The sequence below is a fragment of the Paenibacillus sp. CCS19 genome (genome assembly GCF_033239625.1).
Taxonomy (GTDB): Bacteria; Bacillota; Bacilli; order Paenibacillales; family Paenibacillaceae; genus Paenibacillus_T.
Window position 1 is genome coordinate 1 of the sequence record NZ_BTCK01000031.1, and the last position, 23,629, is coordinate 23,629.

Genomic DNA, 23,629 nt, shown 5'->3' on the forward strand with positions numbered 1-23,629 from the left:
CCACTGCTTAAACCACATTCGAAACGTGCCGTCCGGCAGCCGGTACACGCAGGCATCGATCACATTCTCTTCACTAATTCCAAGTGTGGACTGGAACTCCCAACGAATGAGGTCAGGGCTTGTATAATGCCTGATACGAGCCTTGCCCGTCCAATCTATCGGTACGCCGTGGACATATGTGACATACATATGGTAGAGCCCGTCATGCCAAATGATTTCAGGCGCCCAGAACGTATTTCTGCCCCATTCTGTTTCGAGACCTTCCAAGGTTCCCCGGTAAAGCCAGGTTGCTCCGCCATCCGATGAAGAAGCAACGCCGAGATCGGTGCCATGCACCCATCCGAATTTCGGACCCTCCACCGTTGCCCGGCGGTTCGTATAAATCATCCACCACTCCTTGGCCTGCCGGTTCCAGATGACTGTAGGATCTGCTGCCCCGTCATAGATTGGGTCTCTGAACAATGGCGATTTCATTCCTTCTCATCTCCTATCTTTCTACTTAGCGGTTTCCGGATTACCCTTTTACGGACCCTAACAAAACACCTTTAATAAAGAACCGCTGCGCGAACGGGTACATAACAATCATCGGAATTGACGCAATGACCATCGAGGCGAGCTGGAGCGTTTGCGCCGTAACAAGCCCCTGCCCTCGCGCTTTGTCCAACAGATCGAAGACGGAGGCGTTTGACAGTTGGGCAGAGCTCGCCATCTGCTCGACTGCCGTGCTTGTCTGAAGCAATTTCAATATCAGATATTGAAGGGTTTGCAGATGCTCGGACTGCGTGAAATAAAGGGTAGTACCGTAATCGTTCCATATGGCTACTGCCGAGAAAACAGATAACGCCGCTAAGACCGGCTTTGAAAGCGGCAGAACAATGCGGAAAAACAAAGTAAATTCGCCAGCCCCGTCCAATTTCGCCGATTCGAATAACGACTCAGGGAGGGCTTTGTAGTTCGCATTCAGCACTATGACGTTCCAGAATCCTCCGAATAAGGAAGGGATGATGTAGACCCAATAGGTATCGTACAACCCCAGCCAATTGATCACCATAAAGGAAGGAATCAACCCGCCGCTGAGATACATGCTCACAAATCCGACAGCCGCAACCCATTTTCTCCCGATCAAATAAGACCTTGAGAATGCATAGGCAAACATCGCGGTGTACAGTACGGACACGACTGTAACGATCACGGTCCGTGATGCGGTAATCCAAGTCGCGTTAATCAACCCTGGATCAGATAAAACGGTCAGCCAGCTTGCAGAGGTAAACTCTCGAGGCCATAAAAACACAGGTCCGCGCTGAAGATCCAATCCCCCGTTCAAGGAGCTCACGACCGCATACCAAAATGGATAAATGGTCGCAATCATCAGAATCAGCATGAACACGACATTCGTTATATGAAAAATCCGCTCTCCCGGAGACTTTCCTCCGACCATATCGTTCACCCCTAGAACAGACCCGATTTCGTCAATCTCTGCGAAGCAAAATTTGCTCCGACCAATAAGACAAGCGCAAGCACCGATTTCAATAGCCCTATTGCTGTCGCAGTGGCAAATTGGAATTGAAGCAGGCCCGTTTGATAAATGTACGTATCGATAACCTGACTTGCCGACAGGTTGAGCGAATTTTGTAATACGAATATTTGCGTGAAGTTATTGTTGAGCATCCCGCTGACCGCGAAGATGATCAGAATCATGACCGTTGGCATGATGCTGGGGATCGTAATATGCCGCATTCTCTTGAACCGCCCAGCACCGTCGATTGCAGCTGCCTCGTACAGCGACTGGTCGATGCCAGCCATCGCCGCCAGGTATAATATTGCTCCCCAACCGAGGTCTTTGAGCAAGCCCGTTCCGATCGCAATCCCCCAGAAGTAGCTCGGATCCGCCAAAAATTGAACCGGCTCGTGAACGAGATGCAGTCGCATGAGCACATCGTTTACAATGCCGCCTTGGGGGTTCAGGAGGGTGATAAACAGGCCGCCATAAATAACCCAAGACAAAAAGTGCGGCAAATAGGTCACGGTTTGAATAACCGATTTGAATTTCGAACTCGCGATCTCATTCAGCAACAGAGCGAACAGAAGCGTGACCGGCAATCCGACAAGCGAGCCGAAGAGATTGATGCCGATCGTATTTTTGATCATCGGCCAGAACTGAAAATTGTCGAAGATGATCGTAAAATTTTGAAAATGGTTCCACGGGCTCGTAAAGATCCCTTTGATCCCTGTAATCGGATCATAGCTCTTGAACGCCATTAACAGCCCGAAAAACGGGAAGAAGGTAAAGACGCATATCAGGATAATAGCCGGCCAGATCATGATATTGAGCTCCAGCTGCGTCCGAAAATCGTGTCCGAGAGAATAACCCTTGCTGCTGGAAGGTTTCATCCGGTCTCGTTCCTCCTTTATGGCAAAAAACAAGCTGCGCCAATGCGCTGGGCACTTTGGCACAGCTCGTATGCACTTTTTCGATTACGAATTGATTCCTTTAACCGTCACGCCAAACGCTTGCTCCTGCTTATGGAACTGCTCGTTGATTTTCGCATCGATCTCGGTTTGTCCCATTTGCTTGACCTTATCGATCATCTCGTTGTAGTACTTATCTTTCAATTCAGCATCCTTCGCGAGGACGATCTTGGAGATTTGGGCCTGCAAATAAGTCGCGATTTGCACCTTATCGTTCGCCATTTTGCTGCCTGCCGGAATGAAATCGTTCGGCATGGCGAGCGGCGAGCTATCGTATAGGACCGAAGCCTTGGCGGCTGCCGTCTGCACCTGCATAGCCATGAGTCCATCGGTACCGACCTTCGTGGTAGGAGCGGCTGTTGCGTGATCATGCCAAGCAATATTGTGGAACGGCCAGAACGCAAATACGCCGGTTGTCGAGTAATCGTTCTGGTCCTTCTGCCCCTGCTCGTTCAAGACGACAAGACCATTCTCAAGCGTATATTGTTTTCCTTCAAACCCGTAATAATTGAGCATAATCCCTTCATCGCTGGTCATGTAATCAAGCCACTTGGCGATCTTCTCCGGATTCGAGGCCGTTTTGGAAATGAATGTCTGCATCCAGCCTGTTCCCGCTTTCAACGACCTTCCGTACACAGGCTTCGTGTTCTGATTCGACAGGATCGGGCCGGGCGATACCCAAGGGATGCCCGAGTTGGTTTTGCTGGCCGTACCCCCGATATAGCAGAATACGCGTCCGGCATTGATGGCTGCGTCCACGGCCGGACCATCCAGCGTCATTTGCCCCGGATCGAAGTATCCTTCTTTCGCCGACTTGAACAAGAAGTCGAGCGCATGCTTCGTTTCCGGCGCAAAAATCATGTCCCGGTAGTTGCCATCCTTATCGACCGGCATGGCGCCGAATTGGTTCTGGAGCGTACGGAGCGTCCCGTTTTGATAATCCTTACCGTTAATCTGAAGCGGGATAACCGGCGTGCCGTTGACCTTCAAGTTCATGTCCTTCACTTTTTTGAGAGCGGCAAGCACGCCATCCTCGGTTTTGAGCTCGTCAAGGGAAATGCCGGCATCTTTCATGATCTGCTCATTGAACATGACCGCAAGATTGTCGCGGTATTTGGCCCCGTCGGAATAAAACTCGCTGGATGGAGGATACAACTTCCTCGCATCCGGCGTATCTATATGACTTGGGTAAGCGTACCATCCGCCATCCCGCTCGATCAGCGCCTTTTTCATGTCCTGCGGGAAATTGGCCAACAGCGGTGAAGAAGGATTGTATTTCTGCAAGAACTCTTCCAGATTCCACACCTTATCAGCCTGGATCAGCTTTTTCATCAAAACGCCATCCGTCAGAGTGAGGATGTCAGGAAGCGGATCGTTCGAAACCAGCATCAGGTTCAACTTCGTGCCGCCATCCTGCGCCGGAATGTTGAAATCAAACTTCACCCCAGTCTTCTGGGTGATCATGCCTTCCACCGTGTTAGGATCCGTACTCCATGGCGATGGCGGATTCCAGTATCCCGCGTCGGAGAACCAGGTCAGTTTAACCGGCTCTCCCGTGTCCGCGCTGCTGCTTGTTGCCGTTGGAGCCGGGCTGCTTTCGCTTGAACTCGGATTGGCGGAGCTGCAACCCGTCAACGCCACGATAGATGCAAGCGCAATAGACGAAAACACTTTCAGTTTCACTTTCATGTTCGACGTCTCCCCTGTTTCTCGTATTGTTTGCTGCATCTTCATCATAGTTTCGGGCGCAGCGGCTTCATATGTTCGTATTTTTTTATTTTGGTATTTATTTTTGAAAGCGCTACATTTTTCGATATTTGCTTGGCGTAATGCCGAAATGCTTCTTGAATAGCTTGTTGAAATAAAAATAATCCTTGTAGCCGACGCGCTCCACGATCTCCTGAATCGAAAGCGATGCGTCACCCAATAATTCTTTAGCCAAATTCAAGCGCTTGGCCGCCACATAATCGGTGTAGGTTTTCCCCGTCTCTTTTTTGATCAAGGTGCTTAAATACCCGATGCTAATATTGAATCGCTTGGAAATATCGCCGAGCATCAGGTCCTCCTTGTAGCCGGCATCGATAAATTCGATAATTTTCCGCATCGTTTCATTGGAAATGAGCAGGTCTTCGACATGCTGCTGCCCGAAAATGGTCTTGATCCGGTCGAAGAGCTGCGCAATCGATCCATAGTGGCGAACGATCTGGTCATAGTTCATATAGTCGATTTCGCCGGTATTGTCGCTGCCGCCGAAATATTTATAAATGATCGAGACGAGCTGATTGTAGATCGTGGAGATTTGATCGATCGGCAATTGCCGGTCAAGGCATTCCCCGTAGAGCTCCTCCAAGCCTTTGAAAATATGCTCCCGCTTCTGCTCCTTAACTGCCAATTCAAGCTGCAGGATCGTTTTGGACAATGACGCCGCACAGTCCTCGGCCTTGTAGCCGATGATGCGCCGTTCTGGCACGAAGCAGGACGTGAACAAGGCGACATCCGATTCCTGAAATAGCTTTGCAATCGGTGTCGAGAACAGGCCAATGCTGCTGATCCCGACCGATTCGGCTCCGGACAGGTTCTCGGAGATGAAATCGAGAAATGCGGAAGGGTTATGAAATTCATCGTAATTGAGTAGATAAGAGACCTTGTTAAGCCCTGTGCGAAAACGCAAACCTTTCAACCCGGCGCCCGTGATTTCTCCTGGCCCTTTCCCGGAAACGGTCACATGCGGGTAAAGACAGCTAATAAACCGGAAATGGGGGAAATCGAAGCCCGTCAGCCCCCGATTGCTCACAAAATTATGGATCTTGATTTGATGCTCGGGCTCGAACAGGTCGAACAGATCGTCCAGGAATAGATCCAGTTCCTTTTGCGCTTCCTGATTTTCCTCCATCGAGGTTTTCAGACGAGTTAAGGTTTCGGATAGTTTGCTCTTATCGACCTGCTTGAGCAAATAATCAAACGCGCCGAGCCGGATCGCCTTTTGCGCATATTCGAATTCCGCATATCCGCTGATCAGGATGACGTTCGTCTTCAGCCCTTCCCGTCTGATGCAGTCCAGCAGCTCAATGCCGCTTAAGCCTGGCATCCGGATATCCGAAATGACAACCTCCGGTTTGCACTCCCGGATCGCCTTCAGCGCGGAAGGCCCGTTATACGCCTCTCCGATCAAGGCAAAACCTAAACTTTCCCAATCGACCAATGATTTAATCCCGTATACCACCCACGGTTCGTCGTCCGCAATCAATACCGTATGCATGTTTATTCGCCCTCCGCTCGTATCGAAACGTTCAGTACCGGAAAGGTAATGCGAACCTCGGTGCCCGAGTGAAGCCGGCTTTCGATGGCCATCCCGGCTTCGTCCCCGTAATATAGCTTGATTCTCCGGTAAATATTGGACAACCCGATTCCGTGATTGCCCTCATCCTCTAACCGGCCGGGAGCCTCGAATTTCCGCAGTCCTTCCAGGAGTTTCTCAAGCTGCTCTTCATCCATACCGTAGCCGTTGTCTTGTATAACATACTGGATCCGGTTCAACGCGGGCTGATGGATCCGAATCCGGACAGAGCCGGCATCGATGATTTTCTCCAGGCCGTGAAAAACGGCATTTTCAACGATCGGCTGCAGCAGCATTTTCAGCGTTCTGACGTCAAGCAGGGCTTCATCCACTTCGACCTCGATCTTGATTTTCCCCATAAAACGATAATCGATGATCTGCGCATATTCCTGCACATGCGAAATTTCTTCCCGGACGGTGACGAAATCGCCTCCTTTGACCGAATACCGGAACATGTTCGATAAGGAGGCCGAAATAGCGGCAATGTCCTGTACGTTGTGATAAAAGGCAATGGCACGTATGCATTCCAGCGTGTTGTACAAAAAATGAGGATTGATTTGATTGCGGAATGCCGATATTTCCATCTGCTTCTTCGCAATTTCGATTTCGTACATTTGTTGTTGCGTTATTTGGATCTCTTTGCCGAGCGTATCGATTTCATCCAGCATCTTGTTAAGCTTGACGGCAAGCACGCCGATCTCATTATGAACGACGACGTTAAAACGGCGCTCTCCACCCATTTTCGGATAAGATTTCATAAAATCCATCAAGGCCTTGACCGGGTTCATAATGCGGGAAAAGAAAAGAATCAGGAACAAGCACATCATGCCGAACACGATTAGGTAGGTGACAATGTTCAGTCTCTGAATGACATTCAGCTCCTGCAGCAGCTCGTTCTTCGGAATGATGCTGATCAGCTTCCATCCGGTGCGCAGCTCGGACGACTGGAAGATGTATCGTTTGTCATTTTTCCATAACAAGGGGTCAAACGTATTGTAACTAGGCGTATCTCCTTCGTTCGCCATGATTTTGTTGTTTTGATCGATCAGAAGGAATCGGGAGTGGGGAGTCATTTTGGCGTTTTCCAATATGCGGTTGAAATTCTCGGTATTCATGACGAAGACGCTTGTTCCTTTGTAATCTCGCAGCAATTCACTTTTGAAATTGTAAATCGGAAAGGCGATGGAATAATAAGTCGTTGTCACGTCCGTATTCGGTTGCGACAAAATGCCGGAATACTCGATCCCGGAGGCGGGAGACTTAACGCTCTCGCCGGTTCCCACCCCGATGCCTGCGACAAGCTTACCCTCTTTGTCATACAATTGGATGCCTCTTATGTTCTCCTTCAGATTGATCGTATTGGCGAACACCGAATCGACTTCGTCGATCATCAGTATCCTCGTAATAACGTCCGCATCCAGAAAATTCTCGATTGTAGGGCCGTACAAAAGCGAGGTCGAGATACTGTCCATGTCCGAATAGAAACTTACCATTTTTTCCATAACCTGCTGCAAAATTTTATCCGTGGATACCGTGATCTTCCTCTCGATGATCCGTTCGGCAATCTTGTTCGAGATGACGAAGGAGATCAACAGGATGATCAGCATCGTCAGGATCAGAAACAGAATCTGTCTGATCAGGCTCTGCTTTCGAAAAAAGTGTAAGACTCTCCTCACCATTCCCCACGCTCCCTTTGAGGGTATTGTCAACTTTAAACGATTCAGCCCATTTTGAAATCGTCATGCAAAAAAACGCCCATCTCCCTTATATGCTGGGAAGAATGGGCGTCGTAATGATCGCTTCATCTCCTTATCCTCTTGCCTTCTCATCCTATCGTCAATCGGATAATGTAAATTCGACTATAACGTCTATACCGGCATTCAGCGATAAGCGAAGATGTTTGCCAGATCCCCCTTCATGCGCCGCTGCTTCTCTTCCGTTGACCGTGGCTTTTGACCAAGGGATGCCCACTTTTAATTTGATTTCATTGGAATCAGCAATGGAATTCAAAGTAACGCTCACCGTCCCCGACAAGAGATCCCATGTTAAAGCGCGGACCTCCGTCCGGGTTCTTGCCATCAACCCATGAATGGAACCCGAATGCCATTCGGAGGGAAGTGCCGGAAGAAGCTCAATTTCACCAGTGTCGGAGAATAGCAGCGCTTCATTTACGGCTCCCACAGTACCGAATAAGGTATCCGTGCAATAAGTATCCCATCTTCTGTTCGTATCATGATCCGTCATTAACGATACGTAGTAACCGGAATCCGTCATCATCGGCAGAAGAGAAGCGGCTACTTCATCGCCGTCCTTTAATCTCGCAGAGACCAGCGCCTTGTGCATCCAGCCGTGCCCCGCCGTGGCGTCCGACGTATTGTATTTGTTTCGGTTCTCAACCGCGGTTATGGCGGCTTTCGCGAGCTCGGCATCGTTCTGCGTCTCGTATGCTGGCCATGCCGGGTAGAGATGGCTCAAATGGCGGTGGTTGTTGTTCTCCGTATATTCATTCATCGCCCATTCGCGCAAAGCGCCGTCCTTGTCCACCTTGTAGTCCGGCAGCAGCTCCAGCAAAGACTCCCATCGTTCGACCGCTGCTTCGTATCCGTCGCGCATGACCGCTCGTTCCACGGTTATGACCATATGCAGTCCGTCCCTCGCTGCCGAAATATCCATCGTGGCATTGGCCGTAAGGGTGCTCTTGTAACCGATCGGGTTATTCTCCGGGGAATAAGTAGGGATGAGCAGATATTTCTCGCCTGGATTCAGCACCGATTTGCCTTGCTCATAGCATGCTTTGCCGTTTACATCCGTATAGTACTCCGGCGTACATAACTGCTCCCAGAAATTAGCCTGCTTCGTCAACAGCGGAAGCAAAATATCCTTCTCCAAATCCAAATATCCTCTAGTGAGCAGCTGTTCGAATTCTTCGTCCGTGAGTCCCCCATCCTTAACGCTGAGAATCGGCTTCAGTTCATGGATTCGCATGTAATCGTTGATCGGGATCTGTTGGTTGCCGAAGCACTGCCAATATTCGAATATGGGAAGCATACACCAGCTTGCCCCCGCATTCCAATATTGAAATGGATAGGCATTGTCGTATTCCACGTGCATCCCGCGGTCGATGTCCGAGTTAACCGACACCTGAAGCGCATCATGCATCCCGTAGGCCATTCGCGCATTGTATTCAAAATCGGGCGTATTTCTCAAGAAGAAGGTGATATACCCAAGCTGGGCATGCGTCATATGGCCTGTATTCATGGACGACACCTGCAAATTCACGTTGGCATCGAGGGTATAGATGGAGCGCCAGCCTGGATTCCACTCTCCGGTCCACATGCCGTACAACCGCGGCGCGCTTGAGCCGCTGCAGCAAATCAAGGCATATCGTCCTTGGTTGTACACCTGTTCCATAAAAGCATGATTGATCCGCGAATGGGATGCTCTCTGCGCGTTGATCAGCGTTACGTTGTCTGCGCTCTTGTCGTCCTCGTCGCCTGCAAGAGAAAAACGTACGGCGTTAAATTCCGCGGCTTGTTTTAGCGAATGAGGCGCAAGGGCTGGATCGTAATCGAATTTGCCGGAAACGTCCTTATATTTTTCAGCGACGGCATTCGTATTCTGAAACAGACCGTCAACGATTGAGTATTGCGTCATACCTGCAAAATCATCGATTTTGCCCATATCAAATGTTCGGTTCGATTGCGTAATTAAATAGACGGCGTCGGCATCGATGACTTGAATCGCCGGATTCCGTTCGTCTCCGACATTCATCGGTTCATTCGTGTCCGCAAGCAGCACTCTCTTCTGAGTTCCGTTAACGACCATAACCCGGGTCAGGCCCGCGTATCCTCCATCGATCAACTCGCTGCCCGGGTAGGACGGGTAATGGGCAACCTGCGCGATATAGGTCGCATTCGGGTCAACTAGCTTCTTGTATTGGAGCGCAGTCAGTTTGGACAACCCGTCCCGCGCTTTGTACATATCCGAAATGTCATCGATGGAAATCATCATGTTGATCTTGGCGCCGGCGGTTGATTGCGAAATCTTCGTAATCGATACGTTGTCTTCCCTGGACGTAAACGAGGTTCGGATCCACTCGCCGCATTCATCGGAATAACGGACGCCGGTTTCCGCCGTCTCATAGTTCGTCCATCTTTCATAGCCGGACACGGTTCCGTGATTCTTGACGCTTAATCTGAGTTGATGTCCGGGATGATAGCTGTACAAAAAGGTTCTTTTCCTGGTTGAACCGTCGGGAAACGTAATCTTCCATTGATCATTGAGTTGAAACACATTTTCCCTTGCTTCGGCAAGCTGTCCCGTCAGTTCTTCCGGAATCGTTCTCGGATCGCTCGACGGATAGTTGAACCACATATATTGAAAAATAAAAGTGTCCGCATACGGCGATCCCGACGTGACGTACCCGTTCTCGCCGTTTCCGCTAACCATTCCGTCCCGCCACGCCCGACCGGGATTGAACGCCGGAATCTCGGTATAGGTGCTGGCATAATTTCCTTTGTCGTACAGGCGCGCAGCGTTCGAATCTTTCGTCATGTTATGATTCTCCTTCACTTCGTTTAACTATTAGTGTAACGATCGCCTCGCCGATCCACCTGGAAAATACGAATCTGAAGATCACTGTAGGCTGAATCCGTCCGCCGGATCGCTGCCCGGTTTCATATCCGGTCGATGGTCATGCGTACCGTCATTGACCCACTGTCGATCGCTGCCAGCAACACATTTCTCTCCTCCTCGAAGCCTTTTCCCTCTCAATTTAATATCATATCCAGGAGTGTTCAAGTTCTCGTTTTATCAAAACGCCGATTTGATGGTTTTTGAACTTATTCAAACACACGTAACGTCTATACCGGAATTCAGCGATAAGGGAAGATGTTAGCCAGATCCCCAAACCGTTTTATTCTTTCTTGTAAGCCGAACTGCCGTCTATCGCATTAGAGAAACGACCATGCGGCATTGCTTGCCCCGTCCAATCCCTATAAACCGTATATTCTTCTTCCTCAACGCGATACAGCGGAATGAATTTCATCTCCCGATGCCCTTCTATGGAAAAAGCCAAATCCGCCGTCGGAAGCGCAATGAATTTCTCGAGGAAGTTAGCGTCGGTGATATCCTCTTGCAGTCGTTGATGACCAACCTGAGCAAGTAGAATATTGCCGTACATGACTGCCGAAATGTCTTCGGAGCCCTGAAGCGGAACCAGTTTCAGATCAGCACGGATATCGATATCGACGAAATCACGATTATGATAAGTATGCTCTACGATGATATAACCGTTGTCCTCCATGACATCGATAGGCATGCCATTGATTTTAATCCCTTTGATGGCTTGTCTTTTCAGCAACAGCTTAAATGACGTAGGTTCTGTAACTTCGATGACGAGCCTAGAAGTTAGTTTGTTAGGAAATTCGCTTGTTTGCGAGATAACCGCTTTCTGCTCTCTCCAGATCACCGTAGAAGAAATAAAAGCATTAAGCACGATCGTATCTTCGTATTTAAACCAGATGTTTTTTTGAAGTTCGCTCATCGCTTCGATGCCGGACGCGGTACAACACCAGAAAGAATCATAGGGCTCGCTGAATTTCTTAATCGCACAATTGCCAAGAGGCTGATGGTACTGCGAGAGGCCCGTTTTTGCACTTGCACTGTTCAAGACGGCATTATATTTCAGCGTCTCCAGATGATCCAGATATTCAACCGCCCCGGACCATTCAAGCAATCGCTCCACAATTTTCTCCGTATTATGAGCGCAGCAGCTTTCGCTTTCGCCGCCGGTTAAAGCATCCCCAAGCTTACCGAAGCCTCCCCAATGCTCTGATTTCTCAGAGACGCCGCCTTGCATATAAGCAGCAGCCTTGGAGCTGCTATTACCGTTGGCGAAGGTCCTTCCTTGCAGAAATCGATAAAAATGTATGGCCATTTCTTTGTATTTCGTTTCACCGCTGATCGAAAACCGATGCATGGCTGCAATGACCATGGGAAGATGCGTATTGGCGTGAAGATCTTCAAGTATGTCGTGTCCCGCTTCAAGCCTATCCACAAAGTACATCCTGTCGAACTTGTTCGCCAGCTCGAACAGTCGATCATCCCCCGTCAAATCATGCAAAGTATAGAGCGTATCGCCTATCCCCCCGAATTCATTCACCGGATTCAATTTTGTACAGCGAAGAATTCCATCGATCTTCCAATAAGAGAGCTTCTCGAATCGCCGATAAACATAAAGGGCTAAGTTAACGGCAAGATGCAAGGACTTGGCGTTACCCAAATAGCAATAACAGTCGACTAAACCCTGCATTATTTTGTGTAGAGTATAATAAGGCGCCCATACATTTCTATTTTCCTCTAATTCTAAAATATCCAGCTTTTCTTCCTCGAACGCGCTCAGATATCCGCTTGGTTGGGCGCATAATTCCATGATGTCAACGATCGCGGATGCCTTGCTTTCTAACAGTCCGTCCGGATCGGCAAAAGCAAATTTGGCACAAGCCGAGAGGAAATGTCCCACAAAATGACCTCTCAGACCGCACTCGCCGTCTTCCCAGCCGCCTAAGGGTTCCGCATTCGACGGGATAGCCGCGTTGATCTTAAAATTATGCATAAGGCGATCCACGTTAAATTCAGATAGATACGTTTTTACGAGCGCTCTTCGATAAGCAAAGGTTTGGTCGGTCAGCTTGACTTCATCAAGTTTAAAATTGACGAACATTATTGATTCCCCCTATTTTCGCGATTGTCTATCCTTCTTGCAACACCCCCATTTTAAAGGGAAAAGTCCACGCTTTGAATTCCCTCCCTTTGGATTGCATATCTTATATTTGGGTTTATCAAAGTTATATACAAATTACGAGGGGCATCTTACAATTAGCAATACCGCGTCAAAATAAAGGGGATTATTCATGTGCATGAAGTTATTTTACGCTTTGATCAGATCCTTAAAATCAAAGATTTGGGATTTCACACGACAAATAACCTGTACACGCACCCGAGTCGAATGCTCGATTGGGATGTTTTTCTCTTTGTCGCCGAGGGCCAGATGGAAGTATGGGAAGAAGGGTTGGAGTATATTGTCAATAAAGGGCAGTTCCTCTTTTTAAAAAGCGGAAGGTCTCACTGGGGAGAGCCAAAAACGCCTGCAGGAACATCCTGGTATTGGATTCATTTTTTCGGTCATTTAAATGGGGACGGGGATACGGTGCATGATTTGAATAGTACTAAGCTGTTTGCCTCCCCTACCGTCATGGATGTGCAACAGGAAGATTATCGAAAGCTCATTGCGCTACCCAAACATGGAGCGCTGTCTCAAACGAAAGGATTGGAAAATAAACTGGCTGCTCTTATTCAATTATTTCATTCCTCCGATCCCACTCGGGCACTTTCCCTGAGCTTGCAAACCATGGAGCTGTACTTAAAGCTATATCAAGAATCTATGAAAGAACGCCCTCCAACCAAATCCGACCGTACGGTTCTGCGAATTATCGATTATCTGGGGAACAACAATAATTATGAGATCAACGCCAAGGACCTTGCGGCTAGTCTCGATATGAATTACAGCTATCTGTGCGAAATCTTCAAACTGAAAACAGGATCTACCATTCACGGGTACAACGCCCGACTATTCATGAACAAAGCAATCGCACTTATGAAAGATTCCCAACGCAATGTTTCAGAAATCAGTGATTTGCTTGGATTTAAAAACCCCTTTTATTTCAGTAGAGTGTTTCGTAAGATAATGGGTTGCTCGCCATCGGAATACATGAGCCGGATCTATAGAAAATAAAAAAACAAGCCGGCACATCCTCAATTGGATGACCGGCTTTCACTTTGTAATTAACCTTTACGCTTGTTGCCTAGTTATCTTTGCTTTCAACAGTCCCGCTACACAGGCTACGGCACCGATTCCCATCATGAGTCCCTCAGTAAAATCATTCATTTCTATCCCTGTACGAGACATTAAGCTCGGAAGCAGCACGAATACCATTCCAAAAAACAGAAGCCCTTTTTTCATCGTTCCTTCAGCTCCTTCAGTGTCAATCGCAGCTATTAAAAGTCTCATTCGCTGATATAACTGGTCTCAGTCGTAGATATTACTCACAGCTGCTATTGTTGTTGTGCGTAATAGTTACAACTGAGACTAAAAAGCGATCAAATCGGCCGTTTTTACAGCTACAATTGAGACTTGTTATAACATCATTTAAGTCTTTCCGTTATATTAATGTTTACAATTGAGACTCTCGATCGCCTTGATGAGGCCGATCGTGCCAATACTAATAAGATCCTCGAGATCTTCTCCCGTGGGCACGAAACGATGTAAATATCAAAGATGACTACGTAGATACAAACAGTGTTTGCATCTAAGGCCACCCTGATTAAAAATTGAACAACCTGCTCAATTTCTTCTTGTTGGTCAACAAATATCCCTTCTCGCGTAGGGTAGCAAAATGCCCGGAATGAAAATAAAGTTGTTTAATGATTGGAGGCAGTTGTAAGAACAACAAAAAAGCGCCCGTCTTTACATAAATAGCAAAGACGGGCACTTTCGTTTTTCTAAAAGAAGTATGCTGATAACTAGTAAAAGATTACTAGAATTGAATCTCTACCCGGCCTGCCTTTTCTGGCAACCAACTCTGTCTGTATCCAAAATCATTACTTCTTCTACGAGAACTGCCATATCTGCGTCCATACCTACTCCCCTAATCATTGTAAAGGGATGGATACTTATTTTGTAGTCATCATAGTTATTCATCATACGAGAGGATTGATTCGGGGATTTATTTGTGAAAAATCCTACATCCGATTGGTCAGTTTTAGGATTTTCATTGCACGAGCTACGCCGGCTTTAGCCGGCTGATCAATCCCGAATTGGATGATTTATCAAATAATTCTCCGGTCAATATCATGACCATTGCCATCGCCACGCTTTCGGCTTGAGGCTCGCTCTTCATTGAAACGTAGCAGCCTAGCCGCCTGTAAGTACAGAACGATTAACGTATCCAATCGTTGAGATACCTTGACAACTTCTTGTGAATACAGCGACAACGATTCCTCGATTAGATTCAGCTCCCTGCGCTTATTTTCGATCTCAAGCCGAAGAGCATCCAGGTCCGCTGTGTAGATATCCGAAGACGATTTTATGGGAAGTCTCCTTTCGCCTGCCTTTGAAGATCAATCTTCCGCCCTAAGATTCAGCTCAAACTCCTTGTCGCGGTCGCAGATCAGCACGCCGTCCATCACTTCCAGCTTGGCAACCTGAATGGACGAGCGGCGCGTTTCATAGCCCGAATCTTCATTGTGCCCATGAACACGGCCAGGATGAGTGAAATAAAAGATATACCCTTCTTCTCCTTGTACGACTACATCGGCGTGAAGGCCGATCGTCCCGTCTTCCGCACGAATGCCAGGTTGATCGAGAATGAGGCCGTTTCGTTCCCACGTCTCAAGATCATTCGAGCGGTACACGCCTTGACCGCGCCACTCGTCTATGATCATCCAATAATAACCGCCCAAGCGGAAAACATTCGGCCCTTCGTGGCCTCTTTCGGTTATCACCGGACCAATCGGCCGCCAATCATACAGATCCTTGCTCTCGGCAGCATAGGTATGATTCCACTGCTTAAACCACATTCGAAACGTGCCGTCCGGCAGCCGGTACACGCAGGCATCGATCACGTTCTCTTCACTAATTCCAAGTGTGGACTGGAACTCCCAACGAATGAGGTCAGGGCTTGTATAATGCCTGATACGAGCCTTGCCCGTCCAATCTATCGGTACGCCGTGGACATATGTGACATACATATGGTAGAGCCCGTCATGCCAAATGATTTCAGGCGCCCAGAACGTATTTCTGCCCCATTCTGTTTCGAGACCTTCCAAGGTTCCCCGGTATAGCCAGGTTGCTCCGCCATCCGATGAAGAAGCAACGCCGAGATCGGTGCCATGCACCCAGCCGAATTTCGGACCCTCCACCGTTGCCCGGCGGTTCGTATAAATCATCCACCACTCCTTGGCCTGCCGGTTCCATATGACGACAGGATCTGCTGCCCCGTCATAGATTGGGTCTCTGAACAATGGCGATTTCATTCCTTCTTCACTCCCTTTATGCATGGTTTGTGACCTCATAAACAAATCGGTCTACATCGATATAACCCTGTTCACTCTCGCAGTTATAGCTATAAACCCCGATCCGATCTCCCCTGTAATTCCCCCATCCCAGCTGGTAGGTATCTCCGAAGCTCGTGAAATGGACCCCGTCGAAGCTATATTCGAACCGACTGATTCCGTCTTTGTCCCACACCGAACTTAACCACAGCGTGTCCCCCGGCACATCTAGCCCCCATCCAACCGCACCCGAATGGCTGAACTTCAGTACCCGTGTCCCATTCTGTTGATGAACGCCGATCGTGCAATAGGTTTGGGCAAAATGGCAAAGCCCCGCTTCCTGCCCGTCCGCCATGCCGCCGATATCCAGCTTTACGGTTGCCGCATTGTGAACGGTTCTGAACGCTCGTTGCGTAATGACGTTGCAGACGGTAAAGAAGTTACCCTTCTCTATCGGTTGGCATGCGTATAGACGCAAGTGACCCGGCCGTTCCGTTAACGACCATTTGTCGGCTCTCGGCTGATGGTTCCATTCCCAATACGGCTCTAGCACCGCCCGGTACTCATAGCTGCTGTCGTTTGCGTAACATGTTTCTTTAATTACCGCCGCATTTGAACCACTTTATACTCCACCCCATTGCTATAATATCCAACATTATCGAGTATTCAATTACAGAAAAAGGCCGGCACATCCTTAAAAGGATGGCCGGCCGGCCTAACGCTCAAGTAATAACCCTCGAATGTAAATTTAGTCTCAATCGCAGTTATTAAAAGTCTCAATCGTTGTTAGAACTAGTCTCAGTCGTAACTATTATGCACAGATATATCTGTGCGTAATAGTTACAACTAGGACTAAGAATTGGTGAAATCGACCGTTCTAATGGCTACGATTGAGACTTGTTGTATCTTCAATTGAGACTTACCGTTATTCTAATGTTTACAACTGAGACTTTCTCGTGAGGTGACACAATTGTACCGACCAGTGGTCCTAAAAAAGGCGTTCGACCCCATAAAAGGTCAAACGCCACATAAAGCCTTGCTCTATTCTTATATGTCGGATCGAGGAGACAGCTTCCATTTCATCTCTAACATTGGAATAGGAATATACACCGGCACGGACCAAGCATACGTTCCATCCGGAAGCCTGTCCCCCAATACGACTTTCCCGCTCGCTTTTTTTTGCCATTTATAATTGTCGCTGACAATTGCCCACTTTCCTTCTTCCACGATCTTCATCGCCTCTGCGAAAGTGTACTCAGGTGACTGCGGCACAGACTCCGGGACCGCCAGTTGTGGAGTGATTACGTGCTCTGTTGTCCATACTTCACGGAATACAAAACCTTTCAGCCGATGGCTTTCTACGAGCTCCTTAAATGCATCGGTAACGAAAACTTTCGTGCTGAGCTGCTGCGGAATTTTGAAAATATACTGATCCTGAAGCCGCTCCGGATGGAAAGCATAGGATTTATAGCCAATGAATGTGCCGCTTTTTAATGTCTCCTCTACAGCTTGTTCGCGGTCAATGGCATCGACAACGTTTATAACGTTGACTGCAGCGACTGGAAAGTCCTCCAGCTGCAAGGGTAAAATCTCTACGCGGCCGTGAAGAACAGACTGCAGCAGATCAATGGCCTTCTTGCTCCATATTAATTTTCCCGAGACAAAGGATAATGAATCGCAAGCGACTCCTTTCCCTTTGTAAATTTCCATCTCAATTTCTTTCCACTTCTCTACCGGGTTCCCTCGAAACTGCGAATCAAAATAACCATTGAAGTCAGTTTTAAAATCTGTAGTCGTAATTTGAACTTTACTCCCGCTGTCAAGCTCCCACACTTTCAAGGTCTCATCCCTCTCTAATTATAGATTCTCTGTACGATAATACTATTATCGCACAGAGAGTGTGTAAAATTCTTAATTTCTTTAAGGGTAAAATTCCGTTTTGTCTGTAAGATTTGCCAATCGCTTTTGACCCGTTAATAGCTCTTCACGGATTGATTCAATAACATCTAGAACGTCATCTCTGTTGTACCGGACAGCATTCAGCTTGTCTGCGACATATTTGAAGTAGTCGTAGATGTGATAGCCGTTATGGGTCGCAACCATTGTCCCGTCAATATCGATCGCCGACTCACCTTTTCGCTTCGGCAGCCATACACCATTGGCTGCGGAGTTAATATCGATATCGTGCTCTTTCAGAATTTTTTGAGCTAATTCTATGTTTGGATTGTTGTTTATATTTTGAGGAACAATATGATGTGCATCCCATTTGTCAATTCCAGGAATGCTTGGAGCGTGAATATCAACTTTTTCCAATTCTTTGGCCAGAATATTTCCTGATGTAACAGTCGTTTGACGAGAAGTGTATTGTGAAACATTTTTAGCGATATAGTCCGCAGCGGTCAAGCAAGCTGTGTTATGCGCTAAAATTTTTAGATTGGTGACATAATAGGTATGGAAGTCTTGGACGGCAAAGTTGTAGACAACATTGTGTTCTTGCACGTTTTCAATGTTTTCAACGAATACTTTGCTGCCGTCATAAGTTTCGAACTGATCCCCTACAACCAAATCTTTGGTTAATACCCAACCTTTATTTAGTATCCAGAATGGGTGCTCCGATGTAGTTGTGATGATTTCTCCGCCCGCGGTGATTTTCCAAGAATCCTCGATTTCTTTCTGGAACAGTTGTTCAACCGACTTATACGCTGTTGCTTCTGTGACTGGATCTTTCGAAAGTACCAGATCTCCAACCTTGATGTTCTCGATAGATACTTCACCGGCTGGTGTCGTTACTTTCGTACCAGCAGTAAAACAATTAATGCAGGCCTCTAAGTTGTGAATTCTACGTACAAGCTTAACCCCCGCAATCTTAGACCCCGCCGCTATTCCCTCCCCAACGAAAGGAATGGCGGAAATGGCTGATATGCTCGCGTTGACGTATTCTCCTTTCATCATATATACAACCGAATTGGCTGCATCAAAAATAGGTACAAAAATGCCCGCTATAGATGAAAGGTTCTGAACATTTGTGATCACCGATTTACTATCATCGTAGACGAACAGCTCTGCGCTTTTCCAGAACCGTTCAATCCCGTTTAATCCGTAAATGGATTCTGACCATTCGTCATACTGGTTTTCTGGACCCCTCGGAGATGCTTTGTCCCATATATATTTGCTGAAATAATTGTAGCACTCCACGCACTCATCTTTATTGCCTGCCGTTACGTCCACCAATTTGGTCTTTTTTTGCATTTTAGTCGGCGGAGCAGGAATGATTCCATCTAACGTTGTCGCCTGATTGATGACAGTAACGGTTTGAACAGATGCGTGTCGGGAATACTTGTCAGGCGGCATCGGCGCGATTTTGACGGTATACCTGCCGTTTTTGGCATAATAATACTCCAGATCCCCATTGTATACGTCAAGGACTGGAATAGCCCTGGATACATTTCGGTTTACTCTCCCACTCCATTCAAATGAATGTTTACATGGAGTTATTTTGACATAAGCAGGTGCGCCATAAGGTGTGCAACTGCCTTCAAGGAGGCCCCTTTCCTCTTCATAAATGACATAATTCTGCTGGTCGATAACTTGGATCAGCGTTTTATAATGATCGTTAGAGTAGCTCCAAGTGATTGTTGCGTAGTCCGTGAGACTAGGCTTTGATGGGTCTATATAGGCATTAACCGTTTGTAGAGCGATACCATCAGAACTGTAACTGACAGTAGCCTGCTTGTGCGAAATTTCATAGCTTACAGCAGATGTTGTTGTTGCATCAGATGCCGTTAATAGGTTACTTGCATAGTCTTCGTTAAAGGCTACCTTCGCATAGTATGTTCCGGCAGTGATATCAAACGAATCCACGTTATCAGGAGTAAAGATGCCTATCACATTGCTGTTACTATCCATTAAAGTAATCGTATTAACCGTTACGTTCAAATGGACGGATGTAGGCTCTGTAACATCTACTTTGAAATAATCTATATCAAAGCGAGAAGAAAGTTCTTGTGAATAAATTTGTTCCCATGTAGCAGGTGATGCAAGTGCAGGGGTTGAATCAAAGTCGTCTTCGACCGTGAACCGGGCATGGACAGAACCGAAGGTGTCACGAGATTTCACTTTAATGTAGTAAGTCGTATTACTAGCCAGTGAGAGTTCCACTTTTGAGAAGTTGCTTCCGTAAGGGTTCTCAGACACGTCATCATTACTCGCAATGAGTGTCGTTAAATCTGCGTCAGAATAGATGTCAATTACAGTATCGTTATTAGGACCTATTCCTTGGTAAGGGGATGTATAGAAACGATAATTTCCCGCCCCTACCTCAGTAGGGGTAGTAAATTTATAATATGAAATTTTCCCAAGATAGTTATCGTTGGATATTTCATAATTCTCTCTATTTGTTACAGGGGTGAAACCATCACCATAGTAGAAAGAGAGCCTTGCTTTAAACGATGAGCTGCTGTTATATGGGCTAACTTTTAGATAATAATCTACACCGGCCTCAAGACTTACGCTAATCCTCGAATATAGATTTCCATTCGAGTCGTCATCGTAAGCAATCCTATTGGTTAGCGCTTCATCAGAATATATACTTAACCTTGTATCGTTGATTTTAATTTCTTCTCCCCCATAGGGGCTAGTGTAGACAAGGTATTGACCCGATTTAGATGGTGCTAAGCGATAGACCTCAAAGGTTCCGTCTGGTAGACTTACGTCAACTGAAGAGTCTTCCGTTTGGGTTAGGTATTGCGTAAATAGCGTAGTTACAGTGAGTCGTGCCTTAACGGCGCTATTGTTATATCCTATCAATTTAACATGGTATTCCACACCAGTTTGCAACCATACATAGAAATCAGAGAACCTTGTACCGTTCGAGTCATCGCTATAGCCAATTTGGTTCATTAGGTCAATATCGCTGTAGAGATACAGTACTGTATCACTGGAACCACTTCCGCTATTTCCACCATAGTAACCCGTAAAGAAACGATACATTCCAGTTTTACTTGGCGTGAAACTATACACACTACTCTGACCTGCAGACTTATTGATATCCTCTGGAACATCAAGAGTAATATTCGGATAAGCAGGCGTATCCAGGGCCACATTTATACGAGTGTAAATCTCACCGTTGCTATTGTAATGCTTCAAGAGGATGTAATATGTAACCCCTTCTGTAAGCGTAGCCTTGATCTCAGAAAAAGTTGTTCCGTTAAAGTCATCGTTAGATGACAGCAGGTCCGTTAAATCAGGATCTGAGTATAATTCCAACACAGTATCATTATAGCTTACAGTTCCGCCATAAGGACTCGTATATAGTCTGTACACAGCAGTACTACTAGGTGTAAATTTAAATGTCTGACTTGTCCCTGCAGGTAGGCTTTTATCGATAGGACTATTCAAATCTAATGTTTCAATCGAAGAAGTCGTAACAACATTTACGGTGAAATAATCATCCCATTCAGGAGCCTCTGGATAATGCCAGTGGATGATATAAGTTCCTGGCAATATATTACTTGTAGTTTGCCAAAAGTAATGTAGAAATGTATCTGCGGAAGCATCCGTATATGTTTCACTTGCTACGATATTATTAGGATTGTCTAAAGGGTAAACGGTTATATTAATTTCGGATTTCGGCGTATCCAAAAACAGGTACACAAGTGCGTCGTTTCCGGGAAGTATGGTTTGGTTATCACCATATTTATTATAGCTCTGCGAAATTAGTTCAGAATCGGCCCCCACCTTAACCTTCAATATCTCCCTAGCCTTGACTGCAAGTTGCATGTATTGGGATTCTAGTTTGATATATTCCTGTTCTTTATCTTCATAATTTTGGTTTACCATCGATGCGAGTGCAGCATGATCACTTTTATCGAACTGGGCAATCTGATCCGGTAATTGACTCAATTCGTTATGAATATTCAATAATGAGTTGTATTCTTGCTCAATGAGCTTTGCACTAGTTATGTCACCTTTTTCAAGGATCATATCCTTAAGGCTTACGATATATTTGGATAATTCCGTAAGTTTCTTTATGGAAGATTCAGTACTTGAAGCCGGCCGTTCGACTTCAGGCAGTTCATAATCTATTGGTTGATCTTCTTTATCATCAATGACCAAAGGCAGTGGCTCATTTACGAGTCCCAAAGCCCTTGGAACATTCACTAAACCTTTACCATATTCCTCCTCTGATCCTAGTGATGTTGCAGTAGATAGCAGTCTGTCAACAGCTTCATTCGGATTTAGATTATTAGAGATCAAAACAGCAAGTGCACCAGTAACATGAGGAACTGCCATCGAAGTTCCAGACATTTCTGCATATTTTCCATCAAAGGTAGTGCTTAATACATCTACTCCAGGCGCTACGATATCAAGTTCACTTCCGATACCTGAGAACGACGCCCTAGTATATTGTTTATTTATTGCTCCAACAGCAACTGTCTCATCAAACTTTGCAGGGTAAAGTACGCCCTCCTCGCTAGAACCTTGATTACCCGCTGCAGCCACCACGATAATTCCAGCTTGTTCAGCAGCACTAATAGATTCATGTAATGCTTGGCTGAACACTTGTCCTCCGAAGCTCATAGAAACGATATCTATATTATTTTCTATGGCCCAATCGATACCTTTTATTACGTTAGAGTATGACCCTGTTCCAGTTCGATCTAGTACTTTAACCGAATAGAGTTCAACATTAGGTGAAACACCTACAACTCCAATGTTATCCTTTTGTGCTGCAATTGTCCCAGCCACATGGGTCCCGTGCCCGTTATCATCCGAATAGCTTGTCCCATCTACAAAGGAAACGCCACCTGCTATCTTAAGTTCTGGATGATTAGATATTCCCGTATCCATAACGGCTACTTTCACTGTTTCCCCGGTTTGCAAGGAAGTTAAATAATCACTACCGATCGCTCTCAGGCCCCACGGATAATCATCTTGATTTCCGCCAACGGTTACGCTTTCAACCGGTAGTTCAGTACCTTCTACGTTCGTCACGCTTACATTAGCATTTACCTCTACATATTCAACACCCGGATCCAGTCTGACTTGAGCCAACTCATCATCAGTCAGATCTGCTTCAAACATATCCTTTTTAAATTTCTTAAGCTTCTTAGCCTTATCCTTATGTCTTGTAGTAAAATTGTTTGCTGCATCGTTCTTTTTAAGTTTAATAATAACTTTATTCGGGCTACTATCGGTAGTGATGCTAGTATCACCTTCTACCTGAGTACTTCCAGTATTTTCGGCAAAGGATTCATTTGGTAAATAACCACACAACATAGCTGCAATGCATAATCCAGCTATGACTTTTCTTAGTATTTGCATAAATATTCCCCTTTACTAAGTTGTTATATTTATGAAGCCGGCCGGCAATCATACTGGAAATAAATAGATATCCTGCACCAAGTTGGTTATACCAGGTGAATTGCGATCGAAGTAACTTTATTTAATAATTTCTCTTCTCGTTCAAAATATATCACAATATTATACAATTAAAAATGTGTTTTTTGTCGAAAGACGACTTAATAAGTTCTCAATAACAGTTCATTTATACTATAAATTTTAGAAAGAATATGACGATAATCATAAAGAGTACCTTTCTGTCAACCACCTACCTTATAATCCCATACTCCTTATTTGCGTATAAATTGTATAAATAATCCAACTTGTTTCTCTAACATTTTGAAGTTAGTTCATTTGGCATTGATATGT

The 23,629-nt window shown here is 46.2% G+C and carries 15 protein-coding genes and 1 pseudogene; 1 reads left to right on the top strand and 15 read right to left on the bottom strand.

Going from position 1 to position 23,629, the window contains the following annotated elements; translation table 11 throughout:
* From SBI19_RS19565 to SBI19_RS19600, 8 genes are all read right to left on the bottom strand, one after another.
* On the bottom strand, positions 1-474 hold a 474-nt coding region (locus SBI19_RS19565), incomplete at its 3' end, for a glycoside hydrolase family protein (RefSeq protein ID WP_483312318.1).
* Between the two features lie 40 nt (positions 475-514).
* Positions 515-1,438: a carbohydrate ABC transporter permease gene (locus SBI19_RS19570; RefSeq protein WP_317971223.1), complete on the bottom strand. Its 924-nt coding sequence runs from the start codon at positions 1,436-1,438 to the stop codon at positions 515-517.
* A gap of 11 nt (positions 1,439-1,449) precedes the next feature.
* On the bottom strand, positions 1,450-2,391 hold the full coding sequence (locus SBI19_RS19575) for an ABC transporter permease (RefSeq protein ID WP_317971224.1): 942 nt from the start codon (positions 2,389-2,391) through the stop codon (positions 1,450-1,452).
* Positions 2,392-2,475: 84 nt separating this feature from the next.
* A complete protein-coding gene (locus SBI19_RS19580) occupies positions 2,476-4,158 on the bottom strand; it encodes an extracellular solute-binding protein (RefSeq protein ID WP_317971225.1) in 1,683 nt (560 codons plus the stop codon).
* 112 nt (positions 4,159-4,270) lie between these two features.
* Entirely contained in the window at positions 4,271-5,728 is a 1,458-nt protein-coding gene (locus SBI19_RS19585) for a response regulator transcription factor (protein ID WP_317971226.1), read from the bottom strand.
* A 2-nt stretch (positions 5,729-5,730) separates the two neighbouring features.
* Positions 5,731-7,485, bottom strand: a complete 1,755-nt coding sequence (locus SBI19_RS19590; RefSeq protein WP_317971227.1) for a cache domain-containing sensor histidine kinase — start codon at positions 7,483-7,485, stop codon at positions 5,731-5,733.
* Between the two features lie 157 nt (positions 7,486-7,642).
* A complete protein-coding gene (locus tag SBI19_RS19595; RefSeq protein ID WP_317971228.1) occupies positions 7,643-10,360 on the bottom strand; it encodes a glycosyl hydrolase family 95 catalytic domain-containing protein in 2,718 nt (905 codons plus the stop codon).
* Positions 10,361-10,721: 361 nt separating this feature from the next.
* Entirely contained in the window at positions 10,722-12,530 is a 1,809-nt protein-coding gene (locus SBI19_RS19600) for a beta-L-arabinofuranosidase domain-containing protein (protein ID WP_317971229.1), read from the bottom strand.
* A gap of 192 nt (positions 12,531-12,722) precedes the next feature.
* Between SBI19_RS19600 and SBI19_RS19605 the strand changes: the two genes are divergently transcribed.
* Entirely contained in the window at positions 12,723-13,601 is an 879-nt protein-coding gene (locus tag SBI19_RS19605) for a helix-turn-helix domain-containing protein (protein ID WP_317971230.1), read from the top strand.
* A gap of 57 nt (positions 13,602-13,658) precedes the next feature.
* Here SBI19_RS19605 and SBI19_RS19610 read toward each other — a convergent pair whose 3' ends face one another.
* The 7 genes and pseudogenes from SBI19_RS19610 to SBI19_RS19635 all read right to left on the bottom strand — a co-directional run bounded on the left by SBI19_RS19610 (position 13,659) and on the right by SBI19_RS19635 (position 23,242).
* Positions 13,659-13,829: a hypothetical protein gene (locus tag SBI19_RS19610; protein ID WP_317971231.1), complete on the bottom strand. Its 171-nt coding sequence runs from the start codon at positions 13,827-13,829 to the stop codon at positions 13,659-13,661.
* 222 nt (positions 13,830-14,051) lie between these two features.
* Positions 14,052-14,129, bottom strand: a pseudogene (locus SBI19_RS29670) (hypothetical protein); the annotation flags it as partial.
* A gap of 566 nt (positions 14,130-14,695) precedes the next feature.
* On the bottom strand, positions 14,696-14,956 hold the full coding sequence (locus tag SBI19_RS29600) for a Spo0E family sporulation regulatory protein-aspartic acid phosphatase (protein WP_350340453.1): 261 nt from the start codon (positions 14,954-14,956) through the stop codon (positions 14,696-14,698).
* Positions 14,957-14,986: 30 nt separating this feature from the next.
* A complete protein-coding gene (locus SBI19_RS19620; RefSeq protein ID WP_317971232.1) occupies positions 14,987-15,901 on the bottom strand; it encodes a glycoside hydrolase family protein in 915 nt (304 codons plus the stop codon).
* A gap of 16 nt (positions 15,902-15,917) precedes the next feature.
* Positions 15,918-16,472, bottom strand: a complete 555-nt coding sequence (locus tag SBI19_RS19625; RefSeq protein WP_317971233.1) for a beta-xylosidase family glycoside hydrolase — start codon at positions 16,470-16,472, stop codon at positions 15,918-15,920.
* 494 nt (positions 16,473-16,966) lie between these two features.
* Positions 16,967-17,752 (bottom strand): imm11 family protein, encoded by a 786-nt coding sequence (locus SBI19_RS19630; protein ID WP_348538017.1) that lies wholly within the window; start codon positions 17,750-17,752, stop codon positions 16,967-16,969.
* Between the two features lie 87 nt (positions 17,753-17,839).
* Entirely contained in the window at positions 17,840-23,242 is a 5,403-nt protein-coding gene (locus SBI19_RS19635) for a S8 family serine peptidase (protein WP_317971235.1), read from the bottom strand.
* Between the last annotated feature and the right edge of the window lie 387 nt (positions 23,243-23,629).

Excerpts from the sequence above, each read along its gene's own strand:
- SBI19_RS19570 (WP_317971223.1), bottom strand. The coding sequence starts at position 1,438 with ATGGTCGGAGGAAAGTCTCCGGGAGAGCGGATTTTTCATATAACGAAT.
- SBI19_RS19575 (WP_317971224.1), bottom strand. The coding sequence starts at position 2,391 with ATGAAACCTTCCAGCAGCAAGGGTTATTCTCTCGGACACGATTTTCGG.
- SBI19_RS19580 (WP_317971225.1), bottom strand. The coding sequence starts at position 4,158 with ATGAAAGTGAAACTGAAAGTGTTTTCGTCTATTGCGCTTGCATCTATC.
- SBI19_RS19585 (WP_317971226.1), bottom strand. The coding sequence starts at position 5,728 with ATGCATACGGTATTGATTGCGGACGACGAACCGTGGGTGGTATACGGG.
- SBI19_RS19590 (WP_317971227.1), bottom strand. The coding sequence starts at position 7,485 with ATGGTGAGGAGAGTCTTACACTTTTTTCGAAAGCAGAGCCTGATCAGA.
- SBI19_RS19595 (WP_317971228.1), bottom strand. The coding sequence starts at position 10,360 with ATGACGAAAGATTCGAACGCTGCGCGCCTGTACGACAAAGGAAATTAT.
- SBI19_RS19600 (WP_317971229.1), bottom strand. The coding sequence starts at position 12,530 with ATGTTCGTCAATTTTAAACTTGATGAAGTCAAGCTGACCGACCAAACC.
- SBI19_RS19610 (WP_317971231.1), bottom strand. The coding sequence starts at position 13,829 with ATGAAAAAAGGGCTTCTGTTTTTTGGAATGGTATTCGTGCTGCTTCCG.
- SBI19_RS19620 (WP_317971232.1), bottom strand. The coding sequence starts at position 15,901 with ATGAAATCGCCATTGTTCAGAGACCCAATCTATGACGGGGCAGCAGAT.
- SBI19_RS19635 (WP_317971235.1), bottom strand. The coding sequence starts at position 23,242 with ATGCAAATACTAAGAAAAGTCATAGCTGGATTATGCATTGCAGCTATG.